Origin of the sequence: Sulfitobacter sp. LC.270.F.C4 (assembly GCF_032922545.1) — a bacterium.
Taxonomy (GTDB): domain Bacteria; phylum Pseudomonadota; class Alphaproteobacteria; order Rhodobacterales; family Rhodobacteraceae; genus Sulfitobacter; species Sulfitobacter profundi.
This window is the reverse complement of the sequence record NZ_CP136692.1, coordinates 2717562-2730506: the sequence shown is the minus strand read 5'-3', so window position 1 is coordinate 2730506 and position 12945 is coordinate 2717562. Positions and strand designations below refer to the sequence as shown.

The following is a 12945-nucleotide window of genomic DNA, read 5'->3' as shown; positions in this document are numbered from 1 at the left end:
CGCCCCCTCCTGAGGTTTTACTTTTCTAACGCGGTTTTAATTGTTATATGTCTATACATAAAAAACCGAAAGGCCGTCAAATGATTTTCGCAAAACACGCAAGACTGCCGCAGGGCTGGGCGCGGGACGTTCGGATTACGGTTGCTGAGGGCCGCATCACGGCGGTGCAGACCGGACAAACGCCCCATCCTGACGACAGCCGCGTCGATACCCTGCTGCCTGCGCTGGCCAACCTGCACAGCCACAGCTTTCAACGCGCCATGGCCGGGATGACCGAGGTGCGGATGGCGGGGAAAGACAGTTTCTGGACGTGGCGGGACCTGATGTACCGCTTTACCGCCCATCTCACGCCCGCGCATATTGAGGCCATCGCCGCCTTTGTTTTCCTTGAGATGCAAGAGGCGGGTTTTGCCAGCGTGGGCGAGTTTCATTACCTGCATCACCAGCCCGACGGCACGCCCTATGATGATCTGGGTGAGCTTTCGGCCCGGATCGCGGCGGCGGCGGCGGAGACGGGGATCGGGCTAACCCATCTGCCGGTGCTCTATACCTACGGTGGCGCGGGGCAGGTGCCCTTGCAGCCGGGTCAGGCGCGTTTTGGCAATGGGGTGGCGCAGTTCAATGCGCTGGTGGAGCGGGCGAAACGGGCGGTAGTTGATCTCCCCCCAGACTGCCGCGTCGGCATCGCGCCGCATTCGCTGCGCGCCACAGCCCCGGCGGAACTGGCCGAGGTGCTGGCCGCGCATCCCGAGGTGTCGACCCATATCCACATCGCCGAACAGCCCAAGGAGGTCGCAGACATCTCGGACTGGCTCGGCGCACGGCCGGTGGACTGGTTGCTGGCGAACGCTGAGGTGACGGAGAACTGGTGCCTGATCCATGCGACCCACATGACCGAAGCAGAGACGGCAGCCTTGGCCCGGACCGGCGCGGTGGCGGGGCTCTGCCCGGTGACAGAGGCGAATTTGGGCGATGGGCCGTTCAACGGGCCGGGCTACCTCGCTGCCGGGGGGCGGTTTGGCATTGGGTCGGATTCCAACGTGCTGATCTCATTGACCGAAGAGTTGCGCACCTTGGAGTATTCCCAACGCCTGCGCGATCTGGCGCGCAACGTGATGGTGCCGGGCGAAGGCTCGGTCGGGGAGGCGCTTTATACCGGGGCCGCGCGCGGTGGTGCGCAGGCGCTTGGCCGGGGCCGGGGCGAGATTGCGGTGGGCACATGGGCCGACCTGATGGCGATCGACAGCCAAGACCCGGCACTTTGTGCACTGCGGCCCGCGCAACTGCTCGACGGTCTGGTCTTTGCGGCGAAGGATCGGGTGGTGACGGACCTGTGGTCGGCGGGGCGCCATGCGGTGACGGGCGGGCGGCACCGGCAGCGTGACCGGATCGTGGCAGGCTACCGGCGCGCCATGGCAGAGTTGACGGCGCTTTTGTGAAACCTTCCAGCTTCCGGGAACTTTGCCGCGGCCTGCCGGGTTTGCCCCCTAACAAGGGCCGCGCGCGGCGTGGTGTTGCGCGGCATAGCCCGAAGCCAGCGAAAGGGAGCGGATCATGAGTCCACCAGACACAAATCTGAAAAAGCAGGAAAGCCGTCACAAGTGGCCGCTGATCGGCATGGCGATTGTCGTGATCTTTGGCATCGGCATCATTGTCTTCTGGACGGGCGAGGAAGTCGCCACCGCCCCCGGCACCGAAGACGAGGTGATCGTTGACGATGGCACCGCGATTGAGGGCGATGATACGGCAACCGTGCCTGTCGCACCCGATTGACTCCCAGCCAACAGCATTGACCGCCAAGACCCGGAAGCCTTTGCTTCCGGGTTTTTTGTTGTTTGCCTTGGTCGCGCGGGCGGGCCATCTTGCACCGGTAACAAGGGAATTGGGGCAGACATATGTGGTATCTTGTAGGGGACATTGGCGGCACCAACCTGCGGCTTGCGGCGGTGGACCCGGCAGGCGCGGTGGTGCGGCGCTGCACGCATCGCACCGATGGGCTGACCACATTGCCAGACGCCTGTGCGGCGCTTTGTAGCGAGATGGGCGGCGCGCCCGAGGGGGTCGCGATGGCGGTGGCCGGGGTGGTTGTCGACGGGCAGGTGCGCATGACCAACGCCGCGCGCAGCATCTCGCGCGATGATCTGGCGCGGGCCTGCGATGTGGCGCCCGGCAAGGTACTGCTGCTCAATGATTTCGAGGCGGCGGCCTGGTCCTTGGCCACGCTGGACGCGGCAAAGGTGAGCTTTCTTCAGGGCGGCCCTGCGCCGCAACCGGGCGCGCGGGTGATTGTCGGGCCGGGAACGGGCTTGGGCGTGGGGTCTTTGGTCTGGCAAGGGGCGCGGCCCACGGCGGTGCCGGGCGAAGGCGGGCATCTGCGGCTGACCCCTCATAGCGCCGAGGAAGTGGCCTATTTTGAAGCCCTGATCGCGCTTTGGCCCGAGGTCCAGATGGGCGACGCGCTGGCGGTCGAGGCCGAGGCGATCCTGTCGGGCACCGGCATCCCCTATTGGTACCGCGCCATCGCAACCGCCCGCGGCGAGGCGGCGCATCTGGAGGGGGCGGCGGCGATCTTTGCCGCGGCCAAGGTTGGGGAGGACACGAGTGCCTGCCGGGCGGTGGCCTTGATGGCGCGATATCTTGGCGGGGTTGCGGGGGACTTGGGGCTGGTCTTGGGTGCGCGCGGTGGGGTTTTCATCACGGGGGGCGTGGCGCAGCAGAACCCTTGGATGTTGGATGAGGCCTTCCTCGCTGCCTTCAACGCGGGCGGGCGGCACAGCAAATGGCGCGCGGCGCTGCCCTTGGGTCTGTGCAATGACCCCGACTTTGGCCTCATGGGTGCGCGCAACTGTCTGTTTGTGCAGCACGAACGCCCCCTGCCGGATTGACAGCAGGCAGCGGGCCGCCATGATCGCCACAGCAGCCGGAGTGCCCTATGTCCAACCTCAATGATCCGAAACGCCAGTTCTTGGCCAACCTGTTCGACACCGCCGTCGCCGCCGCCGATCCGCGGCTGATCTTGAAGGACAGGCTGCCGCCGCCCCCCAAGGGCCGAACGGTGGTGATCGGCGCAGGCAAAGGGGCGGCGCAATTGGCGCAGGCGTTCGAGGCGCTCTGGCCGCATCCCTATGACGGTGTCGTGGTCACCCGCTATGGCTATGGCGCGCCCTGCCAGCGCATCAAGGTGTTGGAGGCCGCCCATCCGGTACCCGATCAGGCCGGGATCGAGGCCGCCCGCGCCTTGCAGGATGCGCTGCGCGGGCTGGGGCCGGAGGATCAGGTGATCGCGCTGATCTGCGGCGGCGGGTCGTCGCTTTTGCCCGCCCCACCCGAGGGGCTGACGCTAGAGGATTTGCAGGCGTTGAACTCGGCGCTTCTGGCCTCAGGCGCGCCAATCTCGGTGATGAATGACATCCGCAAACAGTTCAGCACGGTGAACGGCGGGCGTCTGGCGGAACTGGCCTATCCCGCGCAGGTGGTGAGCCTTGTCGTCTCGGATGTGCCGGGGGATGATCCGGGGGCCGTGGCCTCTGGCCCTACGGTGCCGGGGCGACGGGCCGCGGCGAAGGTGTTGGAGGAGGTGGCCGCGCGGGGGCTGGAACTGCCGCCTCGTTGCATGGCTTTTCTGCAAGAGGCCGCGCAGCAGCCTGCGCAAGACGCGCCCAGCAAGACGGTCACGCATGTTATTGCCTCTGCGGGTCTGTCCCTCACCGCGGCGGCCGAGGCGGCACAGGCGCGGGGGGTGACCGCATGGATACTGTCGGACGCGATCGAAGGCGAGGCGCGCGAGGTGGCGCTGGTGCATGCCGCACTTGCCCGGCAGGCGCAACAAAGCGGTTTCCCGCATCCCGCGCCGCTGGTGCTGCTCTCAGGCGGAGAGACGACGGTCACCCTGCGCCACAAGGGGCGCGGCGGGCGCAACAGTGAATTCGCGCTGTCCTTGGCGCTGGCACTCGACGGGCAGGAAGGCATCACCGCCTTGGCGGCGGACACCGACGGCATCGACGGGTCCGAGGACAACGCGGGCGCATTCGTCACGCCGGGCACGGCGGGCGCGATGCGCGCGGCAGGGGTGGACCCGCGCCGCGCCTTGCAACACAACGATGCCTACGGCGCGTTTGCGGCGGTAGACGCCCTGTTTCACACCGGCCCCACCGGGACCAATGTGAATGATTTCCGCGCCCTGCTGATCGGCGATCTACCCGAAAGCTGAGCCGGTTCTGGGTCCGCCTAGGTGCGGTCGAAGATAATCACGTTGCGCTTCGCAGCGCCGGTCTTGGTGTCGGCAATCGCCTCGTTGATCTGATCCAGCCGCCAGCGCCCGGAGATCAGGTTGTCGAGTTGCAAGCGGCCCTGAAGGTAAAGGTCGACCATCCACGGGATATCGCGCTGGATCACCACGTCGCCCATTTTGGAGCCGACCATACCTTGCCCCAAGGCGGCAAGGACCACCGGCTCATAGCTGGCCTCGGCCCCGCTGTGGGGCATGCCAACCATGATCACCCGGCCCCCGGCCGCAAGGTAGCGCGGCGCGGTTTCATAGGCGGGGATCGCGCCGACGGTGACGATCACGGCATCCGCCCCGCGCCCCATGGCCTTGAAGGCCGCGCGCCACGGTTTCGCCTCGGTCGCGAGCACGGTGTCGGTCGCGCCGAATTCGCGGGCGATGGCGAGTTTTTCTTCGGTCATGTCCACCGCCACGATCCGCCGTGCGCCCGCGATGCGCGCCCCTTGGATGGCATTAAGGCCGACCCCGCCCGCGCCGATCACCACCACATCTTGGCCTGCGCGCAGGCCCGCTGCATTGACCACGGCACCCACGCCGGTGATCACGCCGCAGGCGATCAGACAGGCGGCGTCTTTGGGGATGTCGTGTGAGATTTTCACGGCCTGCGAGCGGTCGACTACCACTTTTTCGGCGAAACCGCCGGTGTTCATGGCTTGAAAAAGCGGCGCCCCCTCTGCGGTCTGAAGCGGCCCTTCGGGCGCTTGCGGTGTTTCGCAGATCGTCGGCTGACCCGAGGCACAGTTGGGGCAGCTGCCGCAGGCGCGGATCAGGGTGACCACCACGCTGTCGCCCTCGACCAGCCCCTGTACATTCGGCCCTACGGCGCTGACCCGGCCTGCGGCCTCATGGCCATAGACGGCAGGCAGGGTGCCGCCCCAGCCGCCTTCGGCAAACAGGATGTCGGAGTGGCAGATCGCCACGGCATCCAAGGTCACTTCGACCTCGCCGGATTGTGGTGCCTGCAGGCGGATGTCTTCGACGCTCAGCGGGCTGTCAAAGGCATGGCAGACGGCGGCTTTGATGATTTGCAATGGCCTGTCCCTTTCACTTGGTTTTCGCCAGCCTGACGCGGAAGGGCCGGTGGCGCAAGGCGGGGAATGGGCCTAATGCGGCGAAGTGCCGGTTTGTGACGTGAGGGGAGGGCGGCTGGCAAAGATCACCAGCCCGCCGAGGGTCAGAAACAGCGCCAGCAGGAAGGGCGCGCCGGGCAGGTAGAGCGCGGTATCGGGGGCCGTGAAATACGCAAAGACCGCGGTCATCGCCAAGGGAGAGATGATCATCGCTAGCGCGGTGGAGGAACTGAGCGCGCCGTGCAGCTCGCCTTGGGCATCAGCGCTGACGCGGGTCGACATGATGCCTTGAAGCGCCGGGGGGATGACCCCGGCAAGGGCGGCAAGCGGGGTCATGATCAGCGCCCAAGTGCCTGAGGTCAGCACGGTCAGCGCGGCAAAGGCGGCAAGGGCAAAGACATGGCCCAAGATCACCGTGGCACGGGCGCCCAAGCGGCGGATCACGGGGCCGATCAGCGCGCCTTGGACAAGGGCCATCTGCACGCCAAAAAGACCCAGTGACAGGCCGATCATCGTAGGGGACCAGCCAAACCGCTCAACCCCGAAATAGGCCCAGACCGCCGGATAGGCGGCAAAGCCCACGTGGTAGATGAAATAGACCGCCAGAAGCCTGCCGATCTCGGGCAGGCGGCCAAGGGCACGCAGCGCACCCAGCGGATTGGCCCGCCGCCAATCAAAGGCGCGGCGTTGCGTCTGGGGCAGGGTTTCGCGCAGCACAGCCCAGCCGAGGGCCGCATTGCCCGCCGCCAGCACCGCCGCCGCCCAAAACGGCGCGCGGGTGCCATATTCGCCCAAGATGCCGCCCATCAGCGGCCCCAGAACAAAGCCCGCGCCAAAGGCCGCGCCGATCAGCCCGAAACGCGCCGCGCGGTCCTGCGCCGGAGAGATATCGGCCATATACGCCGAGGCCGTGGCATGGGTTGCCGCCGTCACACCGCCCACCAGCCGCCCGATCAGCAGCAGCCAGACACTGCCCGCCAGTGCCATGACGCCGTAATCCACCGTCATCACGACCAGTGCCAGCAGCAAGACCGGGCGGCGACCAAAACGGTCGGAGAGCCCCCCCAGCACCGGGCCGAAGAGGAATTGCATCGCGGCAAAGCCCGTGGCCAGCACGCCACCCCAAAGGGCCGCATCGCTCAGCCCGCCGCCGCGAACTTCGCGGATCAGGTCGGGCATGACGGGCAGGATCAGGCCGACGCCCATGGCATCGATCATCACCGTCACAAGGATAAAGATCAGTGGCAGCGGCATTCGGTCAGATCTGGTCCGCGCAGGGGGCGAAGGCAAGGGTGGACGTCGCGATAGGGCGCGAATGCGGCAGGCGTTGCGGGCGCATGGCCCGCTTGCCGCCAGAGACACCTGCCGCCACGCTCAGCCCTGTGCCTTCGGGATATGCCCGACACTGGCAAGAAAATCGTTTAGCGTATCAGCGTATTCCTGCGGCTGCTCCACACAGGGCAGGTGCCCCGCGCGGCGGATCAGTTTGAATTTCGAGGCGGGGATCAGGTCCATCAACTCGCGCACCAGGTCGGGCGGGGTGGAGCCGTCCTCGGACCCTGCGATGCCAAGCGCGGGCAGGCGCAGGCCGGAGGTGGGGGTCATGAAATCGCTGTGCGAGATCGCCGCCGAACAGCCCGCATAGCCCGCGTCCGGCTGGCGGGTGAGCATGTTGCGCCACAGCGCCAGCTCCGGCGTCGCGCGGAATTGTGCGGAGAACCAGCGCTCCATCACCGCATCGGCAAGGCTTTCGATGCCGCCCTGTTCCACGGCGGCGATGCGCGTGTCCCAGATGTCGCGGTTGCCGATCTTGGTGGCGGTGTTGCTCAGCACCAGCGCGCGGATCATGTCGAGCCGTTTGACAGCCAGCCCCTGCGCGATCATGCCGCCGATCGAGAGCCCGACGAAGACGCAGTTGCGCACCTGCAGGTGATCGAGCAGCCGTTCGGTATCGGTAATGAGCGACCCCATCGAATAGGGCGCGGGCGGGCAGGATGAGAGGCCATGGCCGCGTTTATCAAAACGGATGATGCGCAGACCGGGGGCGAGCAGTGGCAGAATGGGATCCCACAGGCGCATATCGGTGCCGAGCGAATTGGCAAAGACCACAGGCGCGCCGTCTTCGGGGCCATCGACGCGGTAGTGAAGTTGGACGTCACCGGTATCGAATATCTGCATGGGGGGTCTCCTGTGAGCGGCGGTGGTGGCCAGCATATAGCGCGCGCGGCGCAGGTCAAAGGCGGGACAGATCAAAAATGCCCCCTAGGCCGGCGCTGCCCTTGTCTTTACCCCAACGTCTGCAGCGCCCGCGCGAACATATCCGCATCCACATTCCCGCCAGAGATGGTGACGATCACATCGTCGCCCTCAATCTCTGCCCCACGGAACAGTGCCGCCGCCAGCGCCACGGCACCGCCCGGCTCGGCGACAACCTTCAGCCGGTTAAAGGCATGGCCCATCGCCTTCAGCGCCTCGTCGTCGCTCACCACCAGCCCCGGCCCGACAAGCCGTTGCATGATCGGAAAAGTCAGCTCGCCCGGCGCGGGTGTGACGATGGCGTCGCAGATTGATCCCAAAGCGCTTGGGTTCTGCTCGATCTTGCCAGAGGCCAGTGACCGGGCCGCATCGTCAAAGCCTTCCGGCTCTGCCGGGCGCACGCGAAAGCTGGGGGCCTCGGCCTCCAACGCCAAGGCGATGCCAGAGGTCAGGCCACCGCCGCCGCAGCAGACGATGACTTCGGCAGAGTGGATCCCCGCCTCGGCTGCCTGCTGCGCGATCTCCAGCCCCGTGGTGCCTTGGCCCGCGATGACCTGCGGATTGTCATAGGGTTTGATCAGTGTTAGGCCGCGTTCTTCGGCCAGTCGCGCGCCGATCTCCTCGCGGCTCTCATTCGCGCGGTGATAGAGCACGACCTCGGCCCCATAGGCGCGGGTGTTGGCGATTTTCAGGCGCGGGCTGTCTTTGGGCATGACGATCACGGCGGGGGCACCGTGCATTTTCGACGCCAGCGCCACGCCCTGCGCGTGGTTGCCGCTGGAATAGGCGATGACACCCTTCGCCCGCGCGTCAGGATCCAGCGATGACAGCGCCGACCACGCACCGCGAAACTTGAAACTGCCGGTATGTTGCAAGCACTCTGGCTTGACCCAAATGCGACGGCCCGCGATCTCGTCCAGAAAGGGCGAGTTCAACAGGGGCGTGCGCCGCACATGGCCCTCTGCCCGGGCGGCGGCGGCGCGGATCATGTCGATGTTCATTGCAATTGTCCTATCCATTCGTGCAACGCGGCCAGCGCCTCGGGTTCGTCGAGAAACGGCACATGGCCGCGATCCGGCACCTCGGCCACGATCATATCCGGCCGCCGCGCCTGCATCTGCATCAGCGTTTCGCGGCTGAGCAGGGTCGAATTGGCCCCCCGGATCGCCGCGAGCGGCATGCCCTGAAGCGCGTCGAAAAACGGCCAGAGGTCGGGCGTCGGCTGCCCTGCTGTGGCGATGGCATCGCGCAGATGCGGGTCATAGGTGATTTTCAGCCCGTCGTCGGTGGCTGTGTAATGGCGCTGCACCTCTTCCAGCCAACGGCCTTCCGGCACGCCGCGAAATTCGGGAAAGGCCCGGGCCATGGCGGCGGCGGCCTCTTCATAGGTCTTGGCGGCGGGGTTGCGGCCCAGATAGCCCATGATGAACTCGACGCCCTTTGCGTCCAGCTCTGGCCCGACATCATTCAGCGCCACGCCCAGCAGGTGATCATGGGCGATCATCGCTAGTCCCATCGCATTAAGCCCGCCGCGCGAGGTGCCGATGATGGCGACCTTGTCCAACCCCAGATGCGCCAGCAGTTCCAGCACATCACGGCATTCCACCGGCAGCGTGTAGTTCTGCCAATTCTGGTCAAAATCCGAACGCCCTCGGCCCCGGTAATCCATGCGGATCAGGCGATGATCCGCCAGATGCGGGGCCAGATAGTCGAAATCCGCCCCGGTGCGGGTGAGGCCAGCAAGGCAGAGGATCGGCAGGCCGGAGCCTTCGTCCGTGTAGTGCAGGGACAGTCCGTCGGAGGTGGTGAACCGCGCCATCAAAGCCCCGCCAATGCAGGGATGCCGCTGAGGTCTCGCAACTGATGCGCCGGTTTCCATGGCAGCCGGTCCACCGGATCGCCGCCCCGGTTCACCCATGCGGTCGTGAAACCATAGCCCGTCGCTGCCGCTGCATCCCAGCCGTTGGAGGAGACGAACAGCACCTCGTCTTTGGCGCAGCTGTAGTGCGCCCCCACAAGATCATAGACCGATGCATGGGGTTTGAAGACCCCGACACTTTCGACCGAGAGCGACACATCCAAAAGGTCACTGATTCCCGCAGATTGCACCGCGCCGTCCAGCATGGCGGGCGAGCCGTTGGATAAGATCGCGGTGTTCAGGCCGCCGTCTTTCAGCGCACGCAGCATGGCGGGAACTTCGGCAAAGGCCTGAAGCTCCCAATAAAGCGCCAACAGGCGCTTGCGCAGGGCAGGGTCGTCAGCGACGCCCATCTTCTCCAACGACCAGTCCAGACCCTCTTGGGTGACCTGCCAGAAATCGTCATGCGCCCCGGTTACGGCGCGCAGCCATGAATACTGCAACTGCTTGAGGCGCCAGTGTTCTGCCAGTTGCGGCCATGTGTCGGCGATGGCGGCAAAACCGGGTTCATTTGCGGCTTGCCGGGCAGCGGCGGCCACGTCGAACAGGGTTCCGTAAGCGTCGAAAACGCAGGTGGTGATGGGCATCTGACAGGCTCTCCCTTTCCGTGTCGCGGCAGAGTGGCACGCGGACGCAGCGGCGGAAAGGGGCGAATTCCCCAATCGGCCGGGACTGGGGGTTTACTCTCGGGATCACAATCTTCATGCTGTCGCGGAATTTGGAGCACCCGCGCAGATACGCGGCCTCCTTCCCTTTTTCCCCTGACAAATTGGAGACAACAATGGCTGAGGTCAAATCCGGCGACACAGTACAGATTCACTATACCGGCACGCTGCAGGACGGCACCACTTTTGATAGCTCTGAGGGCCGTGACCCGTTGGAATTCGTTGTGGGTTCGGGTCAGATCATCCCCGGCCTCGACAGCGCGCTGCCCGGCATGACCGAAGGCGACAAGAAGGTCGTTCAGGTGCCCAGCGAAGAAGCTTATGGCCCGGTGAACCCCGAGATGCGCCAATCGGTGCCGCGCGAAGGCATTCCGGCGGACATCCCGCTTGATCCCGGCACGCAGTTGCAGATGCAGACGCCCGAAGGTCAGGCGCTGCCCGTGACCGTGGTGGAAGTAGACGAGACCACCGTGACCCTCGACGCCAACCACCCGCTGGCAGGCAAAGACCTGCAGTTCGACATCGAACTGGTCAAAATCGCCTAAGCGATCTGACACTGCCTGCCGGGGGGATGTCTCTCCGGCGGGCCTACAAGGCGCGATCTGCGTCTTTTCCCCTCGCACCGCAGCGCGCAGGCGCTTATGCAGGGGCCATGGATACCCCAGATACATTCGAGATTTTCCTTGTCTGCCCGCCCGGGCTTGAGGATTTGCTCTGCGCCGAGGCGCAGGAAAAAGGTTTTGTCGAAGCGCAGGCGCAGCCCGGCGGCGTGACCATTCAGGGCGGCTGGCCCGAGGTATGGCGCGCGAACTTAGAGCTACGCGGCGCGGGCCGGGTGCTGGCGCGGATTGGCGGGTTTATGGCCTTCCATCTGGCGCAGTTGGACAAACGCTGCCGCAAGTTTCCCTTTGGTGACGTGCTGCGCGCCGATGTGCCGGTGAAGGTGCAGGTGACGTGCAAGGCGTCGAAGATTTACCACGCCGGGGCCGCGCAGCAGCGGGTTGAGACCGCGCTGCATGAAAGCCATGGCATCACGGTGGATGCCGAGGCAGCATTGGTGCTCAAGGTGCGCATCCACGACAATGCGGTGCAATTCAGCCTCGATACCTCTGGCGAGGCGCTGCACAAACGCGGGCATAAAGAGGCCGTGGGCAAGGCGCCGATGCGCGAGAATATGGCGGCGCTGATGTTGCGGTCATGTGGGTACACGCCGGGCGAGCCGGTGGTGGATCCGATGTGCGGCTCGGGGACGTTTCTGATCGAAGCGGCGGAGATTGCGGCGGGGGTGAAGCCGGGGCGCAGCCGAAGCTTTGCCTTTGAGGATTTGGCGAGTTTCGATGCCGGGGTTTGGGAGGAGATGCGCAGCGGTGGGGCGGTGGCCGAACCTGCGGCGCGGTTCTACGGCTCGGACCGGGACGCGGGCGCGATCCGCATGAGCACGGCCAATGCCGAGCGTGCGGATGTGGGCGCGTGGTGTCATTTCGCCTGCCACGGGGCAGGGGAGGTGCAGCCGCCCGAGGGACCGCCGGGACTGGTGATCGTGAACCCGCCTTACGGAGGGCGGATCGGGAATAAGAAGCTGCTTTATCCTTTGTATGGGACGCTGGGCGAGACGCTGAAGACGCGGTTCCGCGGTTGGCGTGTGGGGCTGGTAACGTCAGAGCCGCCCTTGGCGCGGGCGACTGGGTTGCCGTGGAAGCCGCAGGGGCCGGCGATTGCACATGGGGGGATGAAGATTTGGCTCTGGCAGACGGATGTGTTGCGGTAGAGACTAAGGGCCAGCGCCTGCCCGTGGGGTGGCGATTGCAGCGGTGATCCGTGCCACTTTATGGTGCAGCGGTAACGCGCCCTCGCGAAGGCGCGCCCAGTCTTGCCAAATCGCCTCCCCGTGGGGACGGGCAGGCGATGGCCCGGCGCCTGCGGCTTGTTTCCGGGCCTAGGATGTCAAAACCCTTTACAGATGCTCCGCCTGCGGCATCCCCAGCACATGAAAGCCCCCATCGACCCGGACAATCTCGCCCGTGGTGCAGGCCCCCGCATCCGATGCCAGATAAACCGCCGTGCCACCAACAGCCTCCAACGTCGCATTCGACCGCAGCGGCGCGTTTTGATCCGTGTGCTTATACGTCTTGCGCGCGCCACCGATGGCAGCCCCCGCCAGTGTCTTCATCGGCCCCGGTGAAATCGCGTTTACGCGGATGCCTTCCGGCCCCAGATCATTCGCCAGATAGCGCGTGGCACTTTCCAACGCCGCTTTGGCCACACCCATCACGTTGTAATTCGGCGTCACGCGGTTCGACCCCATGTAGGTCAGCGTCATCAGCGTGCCGCCGTTCTCAACCATCAGCGGATGCGCGCGGCGCGCCACGTCAATGAAGGAATAGGCCGAGATATCCATCGAGTTCTTGAAGTTCGCCCGACTGGTGTTCAGAAACCGGCCCGTCAGCTCGGATTTATCTGAGAAAGCAATGGCATGCACGACGAAGTCAATCGTCGGCCAGCGCGCGCCCAGCTCATCAAAAGCACGGTCGAGCGAGGCGTCATCGGTCACATCGACATCGACCATGAAGTCCGATCCGACGCTCTGCGCCAGCGGCTCAAGGCGTTTGCCAAAGGCTTCGCCCTGATAGGTAAAGGCCAGTTCGGCCCCGGCCTCGGACATCGCTTTCGCGATGCCCCAAGCGATAGACCGTTCGTTGGCCACGCCCATGATAAGGCCGCGTTTTCCTTCAAGCATACCTGACATATCGC

General features: G+C 65.4%; 13 protein-coding genes. 6 read left to right on the top strand and 7 right to left on the bottom strand.

Annotation, left to right across the window (positions count from 1 at the left end):
- The first annotated feature begins 80 nt into the window (after nucleotides 1-80).
- The 4 genes from R1T45_RS17230 (at nucleotide 81) to R1T45_RS17215 (ending at nucleotide 4210) form a co-directional block, all read left to right on the top strand.
- Complete coding sequence (locus R1T45_RS17230) at nucleotides 81-1439, top strand: formimidoylglutamate deiminase (RefSeq protein WP_317389687.1); 1359 nt, start codon at nucleotides 81-83, stop codon at nucleotides 1437-1439.
- Nucleotides 1440-1554: 115 nt separating this feature from the next.
- Nucleotides 1555-1773 carry a hypothetical protein gene (locus R1T45_RS17225; protein WP_067935872.1) on the top strand — a complete coding sequence of 73 codons (219 nt, stop codon included), beginning with the start codon at nucleotides 1555-1557 and terminating at the stop codon, nucleotides 1771-1773.
- Between the two features lie 122 nt (nucleotides 1774-1895).
- Nucleotides 1896-2885 carry an ROK family protein gene (locus tag R1T45_RS17220; RefSeq protein WP_132445717.1) on the top strand — a complete coding sequence of 330 codons (990 nt, stop codon included), beginning with the start codon at nucleotides 1896-1898 and terminating at the stop codon, nucleotides 2883-2885.
- A gap of 47 nt (nucleotides 2886-2932) precedes the next feature.
- On the top strand, nucleotides 2933-4210 hold the full coding sequence (locus tag R1T45_RS17215; protein WP_317389686.1) for a glycerate kinase: 1278 nt from the start codon (nucleotides 2933-2935) through the stop codon (nucleotides 4208-4210).
- Between the two features lie 17 nt (nucleotides 4211-4227).
- Here the strand turns inward: R1T45_RS17215 and R1T45_RS17210 are convergent, their stop codons facing one another.
- From R1T45_RS17210 to R1T45_RS17185, 6 genes are all read right to left on the bottom strand, one after another.
- On the bottom strand, nucleotides 4228-5316 hold the full coding sequence (locus R1T45_RS17210) for a zinc-binding dehydrogenase (protein ID WP_317389685.1): 1089 nt from the start codon (nucleotides 5314-5316) through the stop codon (nucleotides 4228-4230).
- Nucleotides 5317-5388: 72 nt separating this feature from the next.
- Nucleotides 5389-6609, bottom strand: coding sequence for a TCR/Tet family MFS transporter (locus R1T45_RS17205; protein WP_317389684.1), 1221 nt, complete (start codon nucleotides 6607-6609; stop codon nucleotides 5389-5391).
- 120 nt (nucleotides 6610-6729) lie between these two features.
- Nucleotides 6730-7533 (bottom strand): 3-oxoadipate enol-lactonase, encoded by an 804-nt coding sequence (pcaD, locus tag R1T45_RS17200; RefSeq protein ID WP_317389683.1) that lies wholly within the window; start codon nucleotides 7531-7533, stop codon nucleotides 6730-6732.
- Between the two features lie 107 nt (nucleotides 7534-7640).
- Entirely contained in the window at nucleotides 7641-8612 is a 972-nt protein-coding gene (locus R1T45_RS17195) for a threonine/serine dehydratase (protein WP_317389682.1), read from the bottom strand.
- Nucleotides 8609-9430: an alpha/beta hydrolase gene (locus tag R1T45_RS17190; protein WP_317389681.1), complete on the bottom strand. Its 822-nt coding sequence runs from the start codon at nucleotides 9428-9430 to the stop codon at nucleotides 8609-8611. Before R1T45_RS17190 ends, R1T45_RS17195 begins: the two co-directional genes overlap by 4 nt.
- Entirely contained in the window at nucleotides 9430-10116 is a 687-nt protein-coding gene (locus tag R1T45_RS17185; protein WP_317389680.1) for a haloacid dehalogenase type II, read from the bottom strand. The genes R1T45_RS17190 and R1T45_RS17185 overlap by 1 nt, the downstream gene beginning before the upstream one ends.
- A 194-nt stretch (nucleotides 10117-10310) precedes the next feature.
- Here R1T45_RS17185 and R1T45_RS17180 point away from each other — a divergent pair, with 194 nt between their 5' ends.
- Together R1T45_RS17180 and R1T45_RS17175 are read left to right on the top strand one after the other, a co-directional pair.
- The gene (locus R1T45_RS17180) at nucleotides 10311-10739 is read left to right on the top strand and encodes a peptidylprolyl isomerase (RefSeq protein ID WP_120350568.1); all 429 of its coding nucleotides are present in this window, start codon (nucleotides 10311-10313) and stop codon (nucleotides 10737-10739) included.
- A gap of 107 nt (nucleotides 10740-10846) precedes the next feature.
- The gene (locus tag R1T45_RS17175; protein ID WP_317389679.1) at nucleotides 10847-11962 is read left to right on the top strand and encodes a class I SAM-dependent RNA methyltransferase; all 1116 of its coding nucleotides are present in this window, start codon (nucleotides 10847-10849) and stop codon (nucleotides 11960-11962) included.
- Nucleotides 11963-12148: 186 nt separating this feature from the next.
- Here R1T45_RS17175 and R1T45_RS17170 read toward each other — a convergent pair whose 3' ends face one another.
- A complete protein-coding gene (locus R1T45_RS17170) occupies nucleotides 12149-12940 on the bottom strand; it encodes an enoyl-ACP reductase (RefSeq protein WP_317389678.1) in 792 nt (263 codons plus the stop codon).
- Nucleotides 12941-12945: the final 5 nt, after the last annotated feature.